This window comes from Paenibacillus sp. JCM 10914 (assembly GCF_001315105.1).
In the GTDB taxonomy this organism is placed as follows: Bacteria; Bacillota; Bacilli; order Paenibacillales; family Paenibacillaceae; genus Paenibacillus_AQ.
Window position 1 is genome coordinate 174308 of sequence record NZ_BAZR01000005.1, and the last position, 21971, is coordinate 196278.

The 21971-nt window shown below is 49.9% G+C and carries 16 protein-coding genes; 15 read left to right on the forward strand and 1 reads right to left on the reverse strand.

The window, feature by feature from the left end:
- Positions 1-50: 50 nt before the first annotated feature.
- Positions 51-2351: a glycoside hydrolase family 65 protein gene (locus JCM10914_RS09300; protein WP_023959974.1), complete on the reverse strand. Its 2301-nt coding sequence runs from the start codon at positions 2349-2351 to the stop codon at positions 51-53.
- Between the two features lie 111 nt (positions 2352-2462).
- Between JCM10914_RS09300 and JCM10914_RS09305 the strand changes: the two genes are divergently transcribed.
- From JCM10914_RS09305 to JCM10914_RS09360, 15 genes are all read left to right on the forward strand, one after another.
- The gene (locus JCM10914_RS09305; protein ID WP_023959976.1) at positions 2463-3209 is read left to right on the forward strand and encodes an AraC family transcriptional regulator; all 747 of its coding nucleotides are present in this window, start codon (positions 2463-2465) and stop codon (positions 3207-3209) included.
- Between the two features lie 21 nt (positions 3210-3230).
- Entirely contained in the window at positions 3231-5033 is a 1803-nt protein-coding gene (locus JCM10914_RS09310; protein ID WP_023959978.1) for a sensor histidine kinase, read from the forward strand.
- 22 nt (positions 5034-5055) lie between these two features.
- Positions 5056-6606, forward strand: a complete 1551-nt coding sequence (locus JCM10914_RS09315; protein ID WP_023959980.1) for a response regulator — start codon at positions 5056-5058, stop codon at positions 6604-6606.
- A 174-nt stretch (positions 6607-6780) separates the two neighbouring features.
- Positions 6781-8028, forward strand: coding sequence for an ABC transporter substrate-binding protein (locus JCM10914_RS09320; RefSeq protein ID WP_023959982.1), 1248 nt, complete (start codon positions 6781-6783; stop codon positions 8026-8028).
- 103 nt (positions 8029-8131) lie between these two features.
- On the forward strand, positions 8132-9067 hold the full coding sequence (locus JCM10914_RS09325) for a carbohydrate ABC transporter permease (protein ID WP_023959983.1): 936 nt from the start codon (positions 8132-8134) through the stop codon (positions 9065-9067).
- A gap of 5 nt (positions 9068-9072) precedes the next feature.
- Positions 9073-9744 (forward strand): carbohydrate ABC transporter permease, encoded by a 672-nt coding sequence (locus tag JCM10914_RS09330; protein WP_023959985.1) that lies wholly within the window; start codon positions 9073-9075, stop codon positions 9742-9744.
- The gene (locus JCM10914_RS30000) at positions 9729-9896 is read left to right on the forward strand and encodes a hypothetical protein (RefSeq protein ID WP_023959987.1); all 168 of its coding nucleotides are present in this window, start codon (positions 9729-9731) and stop codon (positions 9894-9896) included. The genes JCM10914_RS09330 and JCM10914_RS30000 overlap by 16 nt, the downstream gene beginning before the upstream one ends.
- 26 nt (positions 9897-9922) lie before the next feature.
- On the forward strand, positions 9923-10441 hold the full coding sequence (locus JCM10914_RS31310) for a glycoside hydrolase family 3 N-terminal domain-containing protein (protein ID WP_023959989.1): 519 nt from the start codon (positions 9923-9925) through the stop codon (positions 10439-10441).
- An 82-nt stretch (positions 10442-10523) separates the two neighbouring features.
- The gene (locus JCM10914_RS31315; RefSeq protein ID WP_023959991.1) at positions 10524-12050 is read left to right on the forward strand and encodes a glycoside hydrolase family 3 C-terminal domain-containing protein; all 1527 of its coding nucleotides are present in this window, start codon (positions 10524-10526) and stop codon (positions 12048-12050) included.
- A gap of 25 nt (positions 12051-12075) precedes the next feature.
- On the forward strand, positions 12076-14157 hold the full coding sequence (locus JCM10914_RS09340; RefSeq protein ID WP_023959992.1) for an amylo-alpha-1,6-glucosidase: 2082 nt from the start codon (positions 12076-12078) through the stop codon (positions 14155-14157).
- Positions 14158-14297: 140 nt separating this feature from the next.
- Entirely contained in the window at positions 14298-14768 is a 471-nt protein-coding gene (locus tag JCM10914_RS09345; RefSeq protein ID WP_023959994.1) for a DinB family protein, read from the forward strand.
- 400 nt (positions 14769-15168) lie between these two features.
- Positions 15169-15570: a discoidin domain-containing protein gene (locus tag JCM10914_RS31750; protein WP_023959996.1), complete on the forward strand. Its 402-nt coding sequence runs from the start codon at positions 15169-15171 to the stop codon at positions 15568-15570.
- A complete protein-coding gene (locus tag JCM10914_RS09350) occupies positions 15567-18908 on the forward strand; it encodes a CARDB domain-containing protein (RefSeq protein WP_023959998.1) in 3342 nt (1113 codons plus the stop codon). Before JCM10914_RS31750 ends, JCM10914_RS09350 begins: the two co-directional genes overlap by 4 nt.
- 435 nt (positions 18909-19343) lie before the next feature.
- Positions 19344-20327 carry a sigma-70 family RNA polymerase sigma factor gene (locus JCM10914_RS09355; RefSeq protein ID WP_023959999.1) on the forward strand — a complete coding sequence of 328 codons (984 nt, stop codon included), beginning with the start codon at positions 19344-19346 and terminating at the stop codon, positions 20325-20327.
- 21 nt (positions 20328-20348) lie between these two features.
- Complete coding sequence (locus JCM10914_RS09360) at positions 20349-21896, forward strand: MFS transporter (RefSeq protein ID WP_023960001.1); 1548 nt, start codon at positions 20349-20351, stop codon at positions 21894-21896.
- The last annotated feature ends 75 nt before the right edge of the window (positions 21897-21971 follow it).

Here is a 21971-nt window from a genome sequence, read left to right on the forward strand (position 1 = left end):
TTGCAGCTCCTTTATGAAGAAGGGAGGGCTATAATAGCCCGTCCCTATTATTAATTGGCAGGTGAAAGGGAATGTTTCACCGGTTGATCGGCTTCCACGCGAACGATCTCGTTATACAGCTTAATCTCAACGGCCTCACCTTCGACAAGCTCTAACGTAACGCTGTCTTTGTCGATGGATACGCCGATCAGGCGGCCACGGAAATTCAGGCGGAAAGCGTACTGCTCCCAATCCTTCGGAATGGCCGGCGAGAGGGAGAGGCCGCTTTCCTTGATCCGCATCCCGGCAAAACCGTATACGATGGACATCCAGGTGCCGCCCATGTTCGCCATGTGCAGGCCGTCCTTGGTGTTCCCGTGCGTGTTGTCGAGATCCAAGCGTGCGGTCTCGATGAAATATTCGTAAGCTTTGTCCGTGTTTCCGATCTTCGATGCCATGATGCTGAAGATACAGGAAGACAGGGAAGAGTCGTGTGTTGTGATGCCTTCATAGTAGTCATACGAACGCTGAATGGTTTCGAAACTCTGCTCATCCTCCAGCAGGAAGTGTGCCAGTACCGTATCCGCTTGCTTGCACACCTGGTAGCGGTAGATGGTAAGCGGATGGTAATGCAGCAACAGCGGATATTTGTCCTCCGGCGTATTGTCGAAATCCCATACGGCTTTGCGCAAGAAGGTGTCGTCCTGCGGGTTGATGCCGAGCGCTTCATCGTATGGTAGCAGCATCGCATCCGCCGCTTTCGCCCAAGCGGCAACCTCCTCTTCTGATACGCCCAGACGCTTGCAGAGTGCTTCGTAACCGGCAGCATCATAAGATTTCAGGATGGAACAGCTCTTGGCAGCCCACTTCAAGTTATGCTTGGCCATCGCGTTCGTGTAATAGTTATTGTTCACACAGCAGGTATATTCATCTGGCCCGGTTACTTCGTCAATATGGAAGGCACCGTTATAATAATGGCCGATGTCCGCCCATAAGCGGGCAGTCTCGATTAATACCTCCGCACCGTAAGACAGGAGGAAATCCTTATCCTGCTCAGCAAGATAATATTGAATATAGCTGTAGGCAATGTCCGCACTGATGTGGTATTGTGCCGTTCCGGACGGGAAGAAGGAGGAACACTCCGTACCCGAAATCGTACGCCATGGATATAGCGCTCCTTGCCGATGTCCCATCTCGCGTGCCCGCTCTCGGGCCTGTTCCAGCGCAGCATACCGATACAGCAGCAGCTGGCGAGCCAGCTTCGGATCGGTCATCAGGAATACCGGGAACATGTAAATCTCCGTGTCCCAGAAATAATGGCCTTCATAACCTTCTCCACTAAGTCCCTTGGCGGAAATATTGCTGTGCTCATCGCGTCCAGCCGATTGCAACAGTTGGAACAGATTGAACCGAATGCCTTCTTGAAGCTGATCATCGTTCTGGATGGTCACGTCGGCGGATTTCCAGTAGTTGCTCATATACCGGGCCTGCTCTTCGAGCAAATCCTCGAATGTCCATCCGCTCAGTTCCTCTTGCAGTTTCAAGCCGTGCTCTACCAGATCAGCTCCGTGCCGCAAACTGTCGGTATACACGCTAAGCTTCGTAATCGAGATCGACTGCGCTAATGATACCGTTGCAGAATACGTTATTTCTGTTTCGCCCGGCTCGATCTTGGCTGCAGTATCATTCTCGCTTCCGTTGAAGCGATGACGGGTCACGCAACCGGCCCGCAATTTGGAAGCCGTCGTCTCGTCCACGACGTAACCGTCGCTACCCCGCACGCCGATATCAACCACCGACATTCGCTCGGCATGTCCCGCTGCAACCCGGGGATCATTGGCATTCGTATAGTTCTTCACTTTACCGTTAAGAGTTGAGACGATTCGAACATCGCCATGATAGTTCACGGGTTCGATGCGTACGTCGATGGCAAACAATTCGCGGTGGATGAAGGACACCAAACGACGGAACGTCAGGCGAACCTCTTTGCCCTCGGGCGACTTCCAGTGCACGATCCGCTCCGAATACCCCTTGTCCATGTGCAGGTGGCGTTCATGAGAGATAATCGTACCGTGATCCAGCCGGAAAGGTTCCGCTTCTTCGCCGAAATAGATTTGAATCGTTTGGGCATCAATATTGTTAACGAGTTTCTGCTGTGTATCGGGAAAGGCGAACAGTTTCTCGCCATACGGGATATCGATGACATCGTGAAAGGCATTCAGGTAGGTGCCTCGGATGGAGTTCGTCTTCTCGCCGTAACCTTCTTCAAAGTTGCCGCGCACCCCCAGGTAACCGTTTCCGAGAGCAAAAATACTTTCCATATTAAGCAGCGCTTGCTGTGATAATTCAGGATTTGATATCATCCAAGTCATGGTCTACACGTCCTCCCTAGCATGGTTATGCTTGAATTTTAGAGCCAAATCGGGTTATGTTATACTAAAATATTAAGGTTTTTATCAATATTTTTAGGTGGTGTGGAAATAATGACGAAGCCTTCCCGGATTGGGAATCAACCCTATTATTTGTCGTCGCGCATGGATTATTTGCGCGAGAATTTCATACATCCTCCTTTCGATTATGAGCATGAGCTCCTGGAGGCGATCCGTTTGGGCGATGAGCATCGAGCGATGGCGATGTTGCGCACAATTAATGAACTGGAAGCAGCGGTACTTGCCTCCTATCCGCTCCGTTCCAAGAAGAATGCACTGATTGCGTCTTGTACCTTATTTACCCGCGCCATCATCAAAGGCGGTGTGGATGCCGAAATCGCTTTTCATCTGAGCGATACGTTAATCCTGGAAATCGAGAAGATGACGGAAGTGGAACGATTGATTCATTTCGAATACGAGATGCTGGTGCAGTTCGTATCGATGATCCGTTCCGAGAAGGAAGAACTGACGTACTCGCATATTGTGAACTTGTCCATCTACTACATTCGGGAGCATATCTTTGAGGCGCTGAGTTTACAATCCGTTGCGGACTATTTGAAGGTCCACCCGAGCTATTTGTCCGATCGATTCAAGAAGGAAACGGGCTTGCCCTTAACCACCTTCATCAATCAGCGCAAGATTGAGGAATCCAAGCATTTGCTGACGAATACGAACCAAAGCATTTCCGAGATTGCTTTCACGTTCAAGTTCTGCAGCCAGAGTTATTATACGCAAATATTCAAAAACTTTACGGGAATGACACCGAGAAAATTCCGCATGAGCGGCGCGGGACAGTCCTGATAGGAAAAGAGACGAAAAACCATGAGTAGCTGGAAGAATCGTTTACGGCAAAAAATATACGGGTGGAGCCTTGAGCGCAAGCTGATTGCGGCCTTCTCCTGCTTCATCATTGTGCCGCTGATTCTAATCGGGGGCGTTGTATCCTGGGTATACGTGGAGAACAACAGGACCACGATGATTGATGCGGCTGTAGAGAACAACAAGCAGATTATCCGCAACATCGACACCTCCTTGCAGCCGCTGCTGAGATTGTCGATGTTTCCGATTCAAGATGCCACCCTCTACCCCATCATGCGAAAGGATTATAACAAGGCGACGTATCCTCTGCTGGAGCGGGGTCAGGATTTCGACAGAGTGAACGGCTTGATTCAGAGCGGAATCATGTTGTATTCCGATTTGATTGATTCGGTTGTCATCTATCATGAGAACAGTCAGTCGATTATCGGACGAAGCAATCGAGAATATATGAACCTCGCGTACTTCAAGGAAACATTTACGCAAGAGCCCTTTATCCAGAAGATCCGAGAAGCAAGGGGCGGCTTTGTTCCCATCGGCATTCATGAGGAACGTCTGCTATCTGCTAGAGGGATTCCGGTTGTATCCATTGGCCGAGCCATTACCGACCCTTATACGAAGGAAGATCTCGGGTTTATTCTGTTTAATGTTTCGGTGGATAAGCTGAAGACTTTGTGGAGTGATACGGCTTTTTCGGAGAATACGACCTTTTATTTGATTGATGAATCCGATCGTATCGTGCACAGTTTAATCCCCGAAGAGATTGGTCAGCCGGTATCGGCCGTGTTGGGAGAAGATATACAATATAGCTTGGATGGTGGTATCAACACCCAGATCAACCGGGATACGTACATGATATCTTCCTCATCGACCCTAACGGATTGGAAAGCCGTGACCGTAATACCTAAGAAGGATCTGTTCTCCATTGTGTACCTTATGATGGGCGTATTGGTAGGGACGCTAATTCTGTTGTTGGTGTTGTCGATCCTGATATCGGTGCGTATTGCAACCACGATTATGAAGCCGTTGTCGGTGCTCAATAGCCAGATGAAGCTGGTCTCGCAAGGACAGCTTCATATAAGTTTTGATACGCAGCAGCAGGGCGAGATCGGGGTCATCAACCGAACCGTGGATCAGATGCTGCAAGAAATCAGGGGATTAATTGAACGGATTTATGTGGAGGAAGAAGAGAAGCGGGAGCTGGAGCTGAACGCGTTGCAATCGCAGATTCGTCCGCATTTTATCTATAATACGCTGAACGTCATTAAGTGGATGGCCAAGATGCAGGGTGCAGCTGGTATTGAGGAGGCACTTCAGGCGTTCTCCTCCGTCATGAAGTTTACGGTCAAGAAGGAGGGGCATGATGTGACCATAGCCGAGGAAGTTGAGTTCATGGAGAACTATACTAAGATCCTCGATTTCCGTTATTTCAATAAATTCGATGTTACCTATAACATTGATCCTGCGGTACTGGATTACAGAACACTGAAATTTCTGCTCCAGCCACTGGTCGAGAATGCCGTGTTCCACGGGTTCGAGGGTATCGATTATCGTGGAAGCCTTGTGATATCCATCTATGAAGAGCAGGGGTCCTTAATTATGAAAGTCGAGGATAATGGGCGCGGATTTCCGGAGGATCGGCAAGCGAAGAAGGAACAGGACGGTCCACAAGACGGATTCAATTCGATCGGACTTGAAAATATACGAAACCGGATATCGCTGCATTTCGGCCCGGAATATGGCCTATGGATTCAGCGGCGTGAACAAGGCGGGACGATCGCCCTGATCCGGGTTCCGATCATCACGTAAAGAAAGTGCAGGGTGATAGCAAGTGCGAATTCTTATAGTAGACGACGAACCGCTCGTTCGGATCGGCATTAAATCAGCCATAGACTGGAAAGCGCAGGGAGTAGACATTGTCGGTGAGGCGGGCGATGGGCAAGAAGCGCTGCAGATGATCGCTGAATTGGCCCCCGATGTAGTGCTGCTGGATATCAAAATGCCGAAGATGGACGGGATCGAGGTGTTGCGCATCATTCGGGATCGGGGAATACCGGTTCACACCGTGGTGCTTAGCAGCTTTGATGATATGCAATATGTGAAGGAAGCGTTGAAGCTCGGGGCGTTCGATTATTTCCACAAGCCGGATATTAACGAAAGCGAACTGACGGCGATGCTGCAAAATATACGGGAGCAATTCGAGTTAGGCTCAAGCTCCTCGACTACGATGCACAAGAACCCGGTTCATCAAAAGGCGCAATGGCTGCATGATGCGTTGCATGGACAAGTTTCAAATTTGAAGCAGACCCGGCTGCGGGATGGAAACATGTACGTCTTGTTGTTCATGATCAAGGATTATCATACCGTTCTGAAACGTTACACCCAGGAGACCGCATCCATCTTGCCAAGCACGGTGAATAACGTCGTCGGAGAGATCATAAAGGCCGAACGCGAAGTAGAGTATCTTCAATTGGATGATCAGCGCGGTGTCGTGTTCGTCAGCAACAGTGAGCATAAGAGTCTGCTGGCGTCCTTGAATCGTGTGAATCAATTGACTCAGATGATCAGTTCAGCGCTTAAGCGGTTTGTAAACATCGAGATTGTGTTCGGCATTAGTGATTGGTTCGCGGATTACGAAGGGATTCCTGCGGCCTACGGCCAGGCGGCCAACGCATTGAGCCAGCAATTCTATCAGCCTGAACAGGCCGTATTTTACTATCAGCATATGAGATTCAAGCAGCATGACGGCAAAGAACAGGCTGATGAGTATGTAACCCAGATGAAGGCCGCGCTAAGAGAGGGGCGCGCCGATTATTTCCTCGAGCTGCTGTCGAGGTGGGAAACACGCTTGGAGCAAGAAGCAAGCCTGGAGGAGAAAGAGGTTCGCAAGATCTATGAGGGCCTGCTGTTTATGATGGATAACGGCGATTACGCAGCGAGTGATAGTCCTTCCGAGGGGCAGGAACTGGAGCGTCTTACGAGCTTCGCCGAGTTGTCCGCTCATTACCGCGATTGGTTCGAAGAACGGCTGCTGAGCCGTCAGCGTACGGAGCATAGGGGATATAGCCAGCTTACGCGGAACATTATCGAGTATACGGAGGAACATTATGCGCAGAGCTTGTCCTTGAAGCTGTTTGGGGATCTTTTTCATGTCAGCCCGAACTATGTTAGCCGTCTGTTCAAGCAGGAGGTGGGACAAGGGCTGTTCGATTACATTAATGAGCTGCGAATTGAGAAGTCCAAAGCGCTGCTTAAGGACTATCGTTATAAAATATACGATGTTGCCGAGATGGTAGGATTCAGCAATCAAGCCCATTTTGCCATCGTGTTTCAGAAGTATACAGGCGTATCTCCCAAACAATACAGAAAAGAAGAAGTGTGATTATAGAGAAGAAAGTGCGATAACTCATAAAAAAAGATACGTGGACGCACCCTAACCATAAAAAAATAGACAATATCAGAAAATTAATCATCATTTGATTAATTTTTTTTGTTGCCCGGATTCCTTATCATGAGTATGTAAGGTAAGACGAAAAGAAATGTAGGGGGTAGCATCATGGGTAAAGTAAACAAGAAGTTTTCTGCGATGCTGGTATTGTGCCTGGCTCTTATTGTAGGTTTAACCGCTTGTGGCGGCAATTCCGGTAATGGCGGTACAGATAACGATGCGGGCGGCGCCGGCGAGAAGGTAACGGTTAACTTCGGTTTCTGGGGTACGGCGCAGGATTTGGAGATTTATCAGCAGGCAGCCGATACCATCTCGGAACAATATCCGGAAATCGAGCTGAAAATCAAACAGTATCCAAGCAGTGAGCAGTTCTGGAATACGCTGCCTGGTGAGATTGCGGCAGGTGTAGCACCTGACTTCATCAAGATGTCCAACGAAGGGGCATATGAGTATATCAACAAAGGTTTGTTTACGCCTATCGATGAGCTCGTGAGTACAACAGGTGTGGACATGGACCGTTTCCCGGATGCCTCGAAAGATATCTGGAATGTAGACGGACAGCAGTATGGCATTCCGAACAGTGATATGCCTGCGATGTTCTTCATCAACGAACAGATGTGGCAAGATGCCGGGCTTGGCGACTACCCTACCACTTGGGATGAAGTGATCGAAGCGGCGAAAGTATTGAATCAAGGCAATGTGAAAGGAATTATCGTGAATCTGGATGCCTTCCATATTACCAACTATGTAAAAAGCTTTGGCGGCGGCTGGGGTAACGGCGAGACCATCAATTCCCCTGAGAACGTAGCTGCACTGGAAATGATTATTGATATGTACGATGAAGGTCTGGCAGTAACGCCGAAATCGCTCGGCTTTGGCTGGGACGGCGAAGTATTCAGTAACGAGCAAGGCGCTATGAGCACAGGCGGTTACTGGTACAAAGGCTATCTGAAAGACGCTAATCCAGATCTGAAGATGGTTGCGATTCCGGTTCCTAAAGGAACCACGAACGGCAGCACCATGAGCTCGGATGCTTACATGGTCCTGAAAGATGCGAAGAACAAAGAAGCAGCCCTTAAGGCCGCTTACAATATGACGAACGATACAACGCAAACGGCTTTCATGGAACTGGGATTCAATCCGGCCGTAGCTGAATTGTCCGAGCAGTATTTCGAGAAAAACCCAGAGTTTAAGGAACTGCAGCCTGCGCTGGAATACAGCACAGACTATGGCTATCCGACGGATACGAAGCGTTTCACCGATGAGCTTGTCAAAGAATTGGAAGGTTTGATTCTTGGCGGTTCCGGCAAAACGGCTCAGCAAATCCTGGACGATATTCAGAGCCAATTCCAATAAACACTAGGCTATAACCGCTCCCGCTCCTTGTTATCAGGGGAGCGGGAGCCTTTATTATGACGATCCATCCAAATATTGAAGTAGAGGAGTGGGGGAATAACTTATGTCCGATTACAGCAGTAAGCATACTGGCAACAAGATCAAGCCGTCTTGGTTTCGTACGTTAGCTGATTCCGACAAGACGCTGGGCTGGTTGTTTTCGCTGCCTTTTTTGATTTTGTGGGCGTGGTGGTTTTTATATCCATTTATCCAATCTTTCGTGCGCAGCTTTCAGGATGCGAATTTTGCGGCACTGGATCAAGCCAGCTTCATTGGGCTTGAGAATTATGTAACGATTTTGCAAGATAAAGAATTTTTCCGGGCGCTGCTCCATTCACTGCAAATTGTGGTGATCTCAATCCCGATCCAGGCTTTGCTTGGCTTGCTCTTGGCTATTCTGGTCAATCAGAAGCTCAAGGGGAAAGGGATCTTCCGCACGGTATTCTTTATTCCGTATATCACATCGCAAATCGCGATTACGACCGTGTTCATGATGCTCTTTAAGCAGGGGACGTTCCTGACGGAATTCTTCGGCATGCTCGGTTTCGGGAATGTGACATGGTTTGCGGATACGAATTATGCGCTTCTGTTCGTCTGTATTCTGTTCATTTTCCAACAGGCCGGGTTCACGATGATCGTGTACTTGTCGGCACTGCAGGAAATTCCGAAGGATCTGTACGAAGCAGGCGAGATTGACGGAGCTAACAAATGGAATAAGTTCCGCTATATCACCGTGCCGTATCTGAAGCCGATTACGTTCTTCATCGTATCGGTGTCCACGATTGCGGGCTTTCAGATCTATGACCAGATCGCGGCAATCTCCCGTTACGGGGCACTCGGTTCACCGGCTGGTGCAACCAGTACGGTCGTGACGTATTTCTACCAGCACGGGATTCGTTATATGAACATCGGATACGGAAGTGCGGCGGTTGTGCTGTTCTTCATGATTATCATGCTGATCACGTATCTGCAGAAAAAATTCTTGGATGAGAAGGAGTGAGAGCAATGAAGACCCGTACGAATAACGGTCGGCCGCTGTTATATATCGGCACGATTATCCTGGGGCTCTTATTCGCCCTTCCTTTTCTCTATACGATCTATACGTCCCTCATCCCGATGCGACATGTGAATACACTCACTTCACCGGCGAACTGGACGTTTGAGAACTTCAAAATCTTCTTCACCAACGATGCGTATAACGTACCGAGATGGTTCCTGAATACCGTCATTATGACGGGGGTCGTGGTGATTGGTAACCTCATCATTAACCCGATGGCCGGATTTGCGCTGGCCAAGCTGAATTTCAAGGGTAAGGGGATAGTCTACTGGATCGTGGTGGCCACGATGATGGTACCGTATCACATGATCCTGATTCCGGTATACGTGAACGTGGCTCAGCTCGGATGGCTCAACACCTTCTGGGGCTTAACGGTTCCATTCTTATACCAAGGGCTATATATCTTTATGCTCCGTCAATTTTTTGTCTCGGTACCTAATGAGTTTCTAGAGGCGGCACGTATTGACGGTCTAACCAAGATGGGGGCTTTTTGGCGGATCGTGTACCCGCTGGCTCGCTCATCTCTGATTACGATGTCCATTCTTGCTTTTGCCGGGACCTGGAACAGTTACCTGATTCCGAGTACGCTGCGAATACGCCGGAAATGTATGTACTGGTAGTCGGTCTGAACAGTGTGAAGGATATGTTCTTCGAGAATACCCCAATGATCATGGCGGGCGTTGTGTTATCAACACTGCCGATCATTATCTTCTTCTTCCTGTTCCAGCGCCAATACATTGAGGGCATCTCGAATGCAGGTGTGAAAGGTTAAACAAGAGCTTCCGGGAGGGATATCACATGGATAACGTGGAACAGCGTGCGAGGGACCTGCTCGCGCAGATGACCTTGAGCGAGAAAGTTGGCCAGACGGTGCAATACGGCAAGTGCGAGGAGCGGGAGCTGAAGCTTGTGGCGGAAGGCAAGGTTGGTTCTTTGCTAAATGTACATGGTCCGAAGAAGATCAATGAGCTGCAGCGGCTGGCGGTGGAGGAATCCCGGCTCGGGATTCCTCTGCTGATCGGGGATGACGTCATTCACGGCTTCCGCACCATCTTCCCGATCCCGCTTGGCGAAGCCGCCAGTTGGGATATCGAAGGGATGGAGAAGAATGCCCGTATTGCGGCGACAGAGGCCGCAGCACAAGGCATCCGCTGGACCTTTGCCCCCATGGTTGATATTACCCGTGACCCTCGTTGGGGGCGTATCGCAGAGAGCACGGGTGAGGACGTCTACCTGTCCTCTTTGGCTGCTGCTGCGAAGGTGAGAGGCTTTCAAAGCGCGAATGGGGACGGCTATCCGACGGTGCTGCATGCGTGAAGCATTTTGCCGGGTATGGTTGGATTGAAGGCGGTCGAGACTATGATACAACGGATATGTCAGAACGTAGCTGCGCGAAACCGTGCTGCCGCCGTTCGATCATGGAATCCAGGCCGGAGCCATGTCGGTTATGAGCGCCTTTAGCGAATTAAACGGCGTTCCGGCTTCCGGAAGCCGTTACCTGCTGCGGGATATATTGAAGCAGGAATGGGGCTTTGAGGGCATGGTCGTCAGCGATTGGGAGTCGATCGAAGAGCTGATCTACCATGGCTATGCGGAGGACCGGAAGGATTCTGCACTCAAGGGATTGAATGCAGGAGTCGACATGGACATGCACGCCGGAGTCTATCTGGAACATCTGGAAACGCTGGTCCAGGAAGATCCTGAGCTATTGAAGCTGCTGGATGATGCGGTGCTGCGTATCCTGAAGGTGAAGATTCGCCTCGGCTTATTCGAGCGTCCGTATGTGAGCGAAGAGGCTGAAGAGGACGAGGATGCGCCAAATGGGCAGGCCATTCCTGCGGCTCATTTGGAACAAGCCAGGGACAGCGCCCGCAAGTCGATCGTGCTGCTGCAGAATAACAGCGGGATTCTGCCGCTGGATACCGGCAAGCACAAGAAGCTGGCTCTGATCGGCCCGCTAGCGGATGACCGTCATAATTCGATGGGATGCTGGGCCTGGAAGGGCCGCGAGAGGGATGTTGTAACGGTCTGGGATGCTTTCCAATCGGAAATCGCTCCGATGGCCGAAGTGTTCTACGAACCGGGCAGCAGAATTCTGGAGGAGATGGATGGTGGAGTCGAGCGGGCTGTGGAGCTTGCCAAGCAGTGTGATGTCGCGGTTGTCGTTGTGGGAGAATCCGAAGCGATGACCGGTGAGCATTACAATGTGACATCGATTACCCTGCCATCTTGCCAGGAGCGTCTGATCCAGGAGCTCAAATCTCAGACCGATACGCCGATCGTGGTCGTCTTGATGAATGGGCGCCCGCTTGCTACCCCTTGGCTGCATGAGCATGCCGATGCGGTAGTTGAAGCATGGCATCCGGGGACCACGACGGGTTATGCACTTGTGGATGTACTGACTGGTGCTCATAACCCAAGCGGTCGCCTGCCGGTAACCGTTCCCCGTGCTACGGGTCAAATTCCGATGTATTACAACCGGAAGAATACCGGACGTCCTCATTTGTACGAAGATTATATCGATTGTGATGATTCCCCGCTGTATCCATTCGGATATGGCATGAGTTATACAACGTTCAAATATACCGATTTGCAGCTGGATCGGAACCAGATTGGCCGTGATGAAACCGTACAAGTATCCGTGATCGTAACGAATACCGGACAAAGAGCTGGCGAGGAAACCGCGCAGCTGTATATCCGTGATTTGGTTGCAAGCACTACCCGGCCGGTCAAAGAGTTGAAGGGATTCCGCAAGCTGCAGCTGCAGCCTGGAGAAAGCCAGACGGTACATTTTAGGCTTGGACGTGAAGAACTTGGGCTGCTTGATGAAAGGCTTGAGTTTACGGTAGAGCCCGGGAAGTTTCATGTCTGGGTCGGACCACATTCTGAAGATGGATTACAGGCTGAGCTCGTGGTTGTTAAATAAACCGGAATAGAAGGGGGATTCATACATGGACTATCGTGTTATCAAGGAAGGAGATTTGTTCTTCCTGACCGGGCTTAATGGCGATATCGTATCTGGAGATGATCAAGGTCATGGTTTGTATACGAAAGATACACGTTTCTTGAGTCGGATGGAGGTGCACATCGATGGCGAGAAGCCGTCGCTATTATCCTCTACAGGAGACAAGAGTTATGTTGCTTCATTCCGCCTGATGAAGGAAGCCAAGGATGAGGGCGTCATTGAATTGCATCGGGAGCGTTTCATCTATAATGGCATCTTGTACGAGCGTTGTACGCTGACCAATTATTTTATAACGGATTCGAATATCGAGTTCGCGGTTTCCTTTGATGCTGATTTTCAAGATATGTTCTTGGTTCGTAAATACCGTACCGGGGAAGTTGGCAAGATGGAGGGTATTCTAACAGGGGATCAGGATATAACACTGGCCTATGTCGGAGCGGATCACTTGAGAAGACAGACCCGTATTTCCTGGGATGCGGACGGCGGTCAAGCCGATGAGAGCGGAACGGTCTCGTTCCCGTTGTCACTGAAGCCTCAAGAGCAGAAGATCATTACATTCTTCATCATGCCGATAACAGAGCAGCATCCCGTTACGGAGCCGCTGACCTATGAGGAGGGGCTGAATGAACTAGAAGTCTCCTATGAAGAGTGGTACGGAAACAGTTCACGGGTTCAGTCGGATTCTACGCTATTTAGCGGCTTATATCAGAGAGGGCTTCAAGATCTGCGCATGCTGACCACCGATGTGGGCTTCGGCGATACAACGGTAGCAGGACTGCCGTGGTTCGCGGTTCCATTCGGCAGGGACAGCTTGATCACGGCCCTGTTCATGCTTCCGGTGAACCCGCAACATGCCAAAGGAACCTTGAGAACACTGGCAGCTTATCAAGGTGAGAAGACGGATCCTTGGCGGGACGAGCAGCCGGGCAAAATTATGCACGAGATTCGATTCGGAGAGCTTGTCACGACGAATCAATCTCCATTCTCGCCTTACTACGGTACCATCGATTCCACGCCGTTATTCCTGGCGCTGATCGGCGAGTATTACCGTTGGACTGGCGATATTTCCTTGGCAGAGGAGCTGAAGCCGAACATGCTGCGTGCATTGGATTATATTGATGCTGCACTTGAAGCAGGTTCTGGCTTCATGGCATACAAGCAAGAGGCCGAGAAAGGCTTCCCGAACCAGGGTTGGAAAGATTCCGCTAATTCCATCATTCATGAGAATAGGGAATATGCACGGTCGCCTATTGCTTTGTCTGAAGTTCAGGGGTATGTGTACCAAGCGAAGACATCCCTGGCTCCCGTGTTCGTGGAGTTGGGCGAGCATGATCTGGCCCACAAGCTGGAGACAGAAGCCGAAGAGCTTCGTGTCCGATTCGAATCAGCCTTCTGGATGGAGGATGAACAGTGTTATGCGATTGCGCTTGATAGCGATTTGCGTCAAGTCCGCAGCGTTACCTCGAATCCCGGACACGTGCTCATGAGTGGATTGCCGGAAGCTAGCCGTGCCAAAGCCCAATCTGAGCGGATGCTACAGGATGACATGTTCAATGGATATGGTATTCGTACGATGAGCACAGGCTCCGCCGGATACTATCCGATAAGCTATCACAACGGCAGCGTGTGGCCGCATGACAATGGAATGATCCTGCTGGGACTTGGCAAGCAGGGATTCAAGGACGAAGCAGGCAAGGTCATTTCCGGCCTGCTGCAAGCTTCTGTGCATTTTGAATACCAACGTCTGCCGGAACTGTTCTGCGGGCATGATGGGGAATTAGGCCATCCGGTTCCATACCCGACGACCTGCTCGCCGCAGGCTTGGGCGGCAGGTACTTCGATTGTCTTCCTGCAAGCGATGCTCGGATTGTATCCGAACGCGGCGAAGCGCGAAATCGCACTGTCTCCGTTTCTGCCGGAAGGAATGAACGAGCTGAAGGCCGAGCGGATTGCGATTGGAAGCGGCCATTTGTCCGTAAGTGTTGTGCGTGATGCTGACGGCAGCACGTTCAACGTGGAAGTGCTTGAGAATACCACCGGATATCAGCTGGTGGGTGACATCGGATAGTCACGTAGTTGTGAAGCAACCCGACTCTTAGCTATTGAGGGTCGGGTTGCTTTTTTGATTGAATAAATAGGAACATATGTTCTATAATATTGAAGTGAATCGAATCGATCACTGGATCTAAATCGGATTGGAGAGAACATATGAATTCCTATTGTACATATGCATTACATCAGATTGAGGTGGCTGTCGTTTCGATGGTTGCAATCATCGATAGGCTCGATGAAGGGGATTTGCTCATGAAGCCGACGGAGGGTAAACATTCTGTCGGAGAGCTGCTCCAGCATATCGCAGTCGTCTGCCGGGCTGATTTTCTCATTTCGGGCGGAGCTAATCAGACAGAGATGAGCGCTTATTACGCGGGTTTGTCGTTCAATAACCTGAAGGACATACAAACTGAATTACTAAGCAGTTATTCGTATCTGGAGCAGGCATTCCGAGAGATGACAGAAGAGGAGCTCCATCAGGAGATGAAGTCCTACTGGGGAGTCACCTATTCGAGGTATGAATGGCTGCTCGAAATCGTGGGGCATCTGTATCACCATCGAGGGCAACTGCATGCGATGCTGGTCCACTGTAATGGGAAAGACCCGCAGGTTCCCCTATTTGAATAGAAGATAGCGTTGTCCATCACGCAGTGCTCCTGTTGATGGACAGATCCGCTGGGAGGAACGCTTGTGGATAAAGCGTCTCCCAGCGCCCCCATAGAAACCCACACAATAAACATACAATCACGCATATCCAATTCATTTGGAAATCCTTTATAGTAATGACACAGCATGGAATGTTGGCATGGAACTGACATGTAGGACAATAATCACATCACCGAGGAGGTGGTAAGCTTCCAAGCAAGAGTAATCATGTAAGCGGATACACCTGCTTGTACGCCCTTGTGATCAGAGTGCAAACACGGCGTATACCAGTGATGTCAGCTATCGGAACGTCATCCGAATTTCAGGAGGTTGAATTAATGAAATCCAGAAGGTTTATAAAGGATTTGAGACCTGCAGCAGTGTGTTTCCTTATCCTGATGCTCGTCTGGTCCCAGTTGGTGATCATCCGAATGCCGGCTTGGCGGAACGTGCTTTCGCTGAATCATCGGGGGCTGTCCAGTTCGACAACATCCGGATACAAGACGAAGACGTGGCACCAGGATCGGACGAGGTGAACGCTCAACCGGATGAAGCAGCGTCGGCACCCCTTAATGAGGCTGGGCCAGCACCCGCCGCATCAGATGCCGTGATTGCGGCAGAACCGGGCAATTTGGCTGCCGGCAAGAATATGACAGCCAGCTCTTATACTCAGACCTATGTAGCTTCTAACGCGAGTGATTCGAATCAAGCCACGTACTGGGAGAGTAACAACAACGCCTTCCCGCAATGGCTGCAAGTTGATCTTGCAGCGCCGCCAATGTGAATAAAGTCATCCTGAAGCTGCCGGCCAGCGGATGGGAGACACGCACGCAGACGTTGACGGTTCAAGGCAGCAGCAATGGCACCAACTTTACCAATCTGAACGCATCGGCCGCCTATACGTTCAATCCGGCAGACGGCAACAAGGTGACGATCAATTTCACCGCGCAATCTGCGCGTTATGTACGATTGCTCTTTACGGCCAATAGCGCTTGGCCAGCCGGACAAATCTCCGAATTCGAGGTGTACGGTCAGACGGCGGGCGACACGCAGGCACCAACGGCGCCCGGCAATCTTGCCTACACGCAGCCCGCATCCGGCCAGATTCGGCTGACTTGGTCGGCTTCGACAGATAATGTTGGGGTGACCGGATACGATATCTATGCCAATAATACGCTCCGAGCAAGTGTAGCCGGCAATGTGCTGACTTACACCGATAACCAGCCGACAACGGCTACGGTCAGTTACTACGTGACAGCCAAGGACGCCGCTGGCAATGTCTCTGCTGCCAGCAACACGGTAACCCGCGCGGGAAGCGGCAGCGGCACTGGGACGAACCTGGCGCTGAACAAGCCGATCACGGCATCATCGAATGAGTATATTTTTACAGCTTCTAACGCGAACGACGGTAGTTTGACCACATACTGGGAGGGGGCCGGGGGGACTTACCCGAATACGCTGACCGTGGATCTTGGATCAAACGCGGATATCTCTTCGGTTGTGTTGAAGTTGAATCCGGATTCGCAGTGGAGTACGCGCACCCAGAATATCCAGATCCTTGGGCGCGATCAGGGCGCGACTTCCTTTACGAACCTTGTATCTGCAGCGAACTATACCTTTAATCCCGCGTCAGCCAATACCGTGACTATTCCGGTGACAGCCAAGGTTAGTGCTGTGCAGCTCAGAATCACCTCCAATACCGGTTCATCGGGCGGTCAGATTGCGGAGTTTCAAGTAATCGGTACACCAGCCGCTAACCCCGATCTGACGATTACAGGGATGTCTTGGTCACCGGCGAACCCGATAGAAACCGATAGCATCGTCCTAACGGCTGTTGTCAAGAATATCGGCACGCTGCCTTCCGGGGCGACGACGGTCAATTTCTATCACGGCAATACGAAGCTCGGTACATCGAATGTGGCTGGCTTGGCAGCCGGCGCTTCAGCGAATGTGACGCTAAATCTTGGCGCGAAAGAAGCGGGAAGCTATTCGTTGTCGGCCAAGGTGGATGAGAACAATACAGTGATTGAGCAGAACGAAGCCAATAATAGTTACACACATCCGACTTCCATGGTCGTCACTCCTGTTCAAAGCTCCGATCTTGTGGCATCCACCAGTTGGTCACCGGGCAATCCGGCTGCAGGAAACAGCGTGAGTTTCACGGTAACCGTGAAGAACCAAGGAACGGCCGCCTCCGCTGGAGGAGCGCATAATATTACCGTGTCCCTGATCGATGCGAACAATAATAATGTTATCCGAACCTTTACCGGCGCTGTGAATGGTGTTATCGCTAGCGGCGCTTCCGCACAACCGGTCAATCTAGGCAACTGGACGGCCGTGAACGGTAAGTATACCGTGAAGACGGAGGTCGCTGTAGATGCCAATGAGCTGCCGGTCAAACGGGATAATAACATCTCTACGAGCTCGCTCTTCATCGGTCGTGGTGCCAATATGCCTTATGACATGTATGAAGCGGAAGATGCCGTAGTAGGTGGAGGGGCTACTGTCGTCGGACCGAACCGCATTATCGGAGACATTGCCGGCGAAGCATCCGGCCGTAAAGCAGTGACGCTGAACTCCACCGGCAGTTATGTGGAATTTACAACGAAAGCCAACACGAATACGCTGGTTACGCGCTTCTCCATCCCGGATGCGCCGGGCGGGGGAGGAATCGATGCGACTCTGAACGTCTATGTCAACGGCGTCTTTACCAAAACGTTGAATTTGACATCCAAATACGCGTGGCTCTATGGAGATGAAGCAAATCCAAGCAACAACCCGTCCGCAGGAGCGCCGCGCCATATTTATGACGAAGCCAACCTAATGTTCGATACAACGATTCCGGCAGGCAGCAAGATCCGTTTGCAAAAGGATGCCGCCAACACAAGTCAATATGCCATAGACTTCATTAATCTGGAGCAGGTGGCGGTTGTGCCGAATCCGGACCCGGCGAAATACGTCGTTCCGAATGGGTTCACCCATCAGGACGTGCAGAATGCGCTTGACCGATTCCGGATGGATACGACGGGCAATCTGGTGGGCGTCTATCTTCCTGCCGGAACCTATCAGACCTCCAACAAGTTTCAGGTTTATGGCAAACCGGTGAAGATCATAGGAGCTGGCCCGTGGTATACGAGGTTTACTGCACCAGCTTCGCAGAACAACACGGACATCGGATTTACCATAAACTCCACCGCAAACGGATCGACCTTTGCGAATTTCGCCTACTTCGGCAACTATACTTCGCGTATCGACGGTCCGGGCAAGGTGTTCGATTTCTCGAACGTTGCCAACATCACCATCGATAACATCTGGACCGAGCATCAGGTATGCATGTATTGGGGAGCCAACACGGACAACATGAAGATCACCAATTCCCGAATCCGCAACGTGTTTGCCGACGGCATCAACATGACCAATGGCAGCTCGAATAACCTCGTCAGCAATATCGAAGCTCGCTCGACGGGGGATGACAGCTTTGCGCTGTTCTCGGCCATTGATTCGGGAGGATCGGATCAGACGGGCAACGTATACGAGAACCTGACGTCCCTGTTAACCTGGCGGGCAGCCGGACTTGCGGTGTACGGCGGATATGGAAATACGTTCCGCAACATTTATATCGCTGATACGCTGTGTTACTCGGGCGTGACGATCAGCTCGCTGGATTTCGGTTACCCTATGAACGGCTTTGGCGCTTCGCCTCAAACCCGTTTCGAGAATATCTCCATCGTTCGGGCAGGCGGACATTTCTGGGGCCAGCAGACCTTCCCGGCGATGTGGCTGTTCTCGGCCTCCAAGGTGTTCCAGGGCATTCGCGTAACGGACGTAGATATTATCGATCCAACGTACCACGGCATCATGTTCCAGACGAACTATGTAGGAGGACAGCCGCAATTCCCGGTAACGGATACGATCTTCACGAATATCACCATCTCCGGGGCGAAAAAGAGCGGTGACGCATTTGACGCCAAATCCGGCGTAGGGATCTGGGTTAACGAAATGGCGGAGCCGGGTCAGGGTCCAGCGGTTGGCAGCGTGACCTTCAATAACTTGAAGATCACCGACACCGTTACGCCAATCAAGAATAATACATCGACGTTTACGATTCATGTAAATCCTTAGTATGTTACCGCCCGTCTATCCGCTTTAAAGCGATATGACGGGCGGTATTTTTTTAGCCTCAACGGATAATGAGTTCAGGATAATTTCTTCCATATAAGTTCAACGCGGTTTACCTCCCACAAATACAATATTGTTGTCAAGGTTTTTTGCCCAGAATCGATAAGGTTTATGTGTATTCTGCCTTTGCTGTAAAATGGTAGGCTAAGTTAAGCCAGCCACGACGGAGGATAGCAATCAATAAGAAATCATAACTGTCGTTGTTTGGTATACTTGCAGATCTACCAGTAGGTGGACTTGTAGAAAATCATGAATTTAGTTTTAAGAATAAACCGAGGGATTTATCTTTCTGTAAATAGACCGTATGAATTCGAATACTATACACGTCATTATATATAGCAACACCAATTCATTTTAAAAGCGAGGTGAGTTTAACAAGTGGATCTGCATGATATGGGAAGGGAAGCAAAAAAATTATACGCTTCCTTTATTCAGTCGATTGATGAGTACAGACCCGCTTTATGGAGGTATTGCTTGCATCTGACTTCCAATGTGTGGGATGCGGAAGATCTGATGCAGGAAACGTTAATGAAGGCATTCGCTTCATTAGGACAAATCAGGTATTCCTTTATGCCTAAATCCTACTTGTTTCGCATTGCCTCCAATCTATGGATCGATCAACGCAGGAAAATGCAGCCGATTGAAACCAGTCCATTGCAGGAGAACAGTGAATCTATGGCTGCACAGCAGGATAATAGCCTCCATGTACTTGAAGAAATCGAAATACTGGTAAGCACCTTACCATCACGACAGATTGTAGTGGTTCTGCTAATGGAAGTGTTTGATTTTACTGGTAGGGAGGTAGCCGAAATGCTGCAAACTACTGAAGGAGCTGTTCATGCGTTGCTTGCAAGAGCAAGAGGGAGCCTCAAGTCCATTCACCAAGGTAATCAACCTGATAAGAGAAGGATTTCGGCTGCGAAAGATCAGCCACTTATTGCTAGTTATGTACAAGCCTTTCATCATAAAGATATGGAGAGGTTGGTAGATTTGTATGCAGAGCATGCGGAAATTCACCTGCTCAACACAGGAATCGTCAGAGGCAAAGATTCTATTAAATCTACTATGAATTGGGCATCCTTTCCGGAATCCTTTCACACTGATTGGAGATGGATATGGGGAAAGCCCGTTATTGTCCATATTGCGGATAGAAGAAATAGCCAGACCTTGTGGCGAGCGCAAATTCTTGAATACGAAGAAGAAAAAGTAGTGATGGATAAAAACTACTTTTTCTGTAAGGAAGTCATGCTGGCAATAGCGGATCAACTACAACTGCCTGTTGATCCAGATACACAATCGCATTATGAACAGCCTTGGAAATATTCAAGTTCATGCCCGATTGGGCAAAGTACGAATGAATAAATTAAAGAGGTGGATAAGCGTTTGATAGAACAATCTCAAAAAGAAGAAATATTGGATTCATCCAGAGAAGCAGTACGTCAAGCTGGGAAACGGGAATGGTTAGGACTGGCAGTTTTGGCTCTGCCTACACTTTTGTTATCCATAGATTTAAGCGTTCTTCATTTAGCCCTTCCGCATCTAAGCGCAGATCTTGGAGCGAATAGCACTCAGTTGCTGTGGATCACAGACATTTATGGTTTTATGATCGCGGGTTTATTGATTACGATGGGTACTTTAGGAGATAGGATCGGACGGAGGAAGCTGCTGATGATTGGTGCCGCAGCTTTTGGAGTGGCTTCGGTATTTGCTGCGTATTCCACAAGTCCTGAAATGCTGATTGTTACCCGGGCATTAATGGGAGTGGCCGGGGCGACGTTGATGCCATCGACCTTGTCTTTGATAAGTAGTATGTTTGGGGACCCCAAACAGCGGGGAATGGCTATCGCCGTATGGATGAGCTGTTTTATGGGAGGAATGGCATTCGGTCCAGTCGTAGGAGGTGTATTTATAGAGTGGTTCTGGTGGGGAGCGGTCTTTCTGCTTGGTGTCCCTGTGATGTTGCTTCTACTGGCAGTCGCACCATTCCTGCTGCCAGAATATCGAAATGCTGACGCTGGCAAGCTCGACTTAATTAGCGTAGCTTTGCTGCTTGCTACGATCTTACCTATCATTTATGGCTTGAAAGAGCTAGCGAGACATGGTCTACAGATAGATACGGCAGTAGTTGCTGTAATTGGTGTGCTTTGCGGAATCCTTTTCTGCTTCCGTCAACTCCGGCTCACTCATCCGCTTATGGATTTGCGCCTATTCGAAAACCGTACCTTTAGTGCTGCTTTATTTATTTCACTAGTTGTCGGAGCCGTTCAGGGTGGGATCTTGTTTCTTGTTAATCTTTATCTTCAATTAGTAGAAGGACTCTCGCCATTAAGAGCAGGGCTATGGCTGATTCCCTCTTCGCTTGCGATGATTGTTGCTACGATGCTTGCACCGCTACTTGTGAAGCGAGTTCGCCCGGCCTTTGTCATTGCGGCTGGATTGACTATATCGTCCGCAGGCTATCTCATTCTAAGTCAGTTGGAAACAAGCAGTGGAATAGCGGTTGCTATTATCGGTGTGATTTTGGTTATGATGGGGGTAGGTCCAATGGGTGCTCTAGCGACAGATCTAATTGTCGGATCGGCTCCGCCTGATAAAGCGGGATCTGCAGCGGCAATATCAGAGAGTGGTGCGGAATTTGGTGTTTCTTTAGGAGTGGCCGTTTTGGGGAGTGTGGGGGCAGCTTTCTATCGTCGGGAAGTTCTAATCCCAGGAGGAATTTCGATGGAATCGGCGGAAAGGGCCACTGAAAACATCATCGGCGCAGTGTCCGTTGCTGAACAACTACCGGATCCACTCAGTTCTGAATTGCTTGTCTCTTCCGGAGAAGCTTTTATTTCTGGCTTGAATGTAACAGCTCTTTTCAGCACTGTTATTTTTATTTCACTTGCCTTGGTCTCGATTGTCTTGCTTAGGCAGGTGCGCCCCAGCTAGAATATTCTTAAAATGAGTAGATACTTAGTGCCAACAGATCCATTGGATTAACCCTTTACCGGAATCCATAACCCT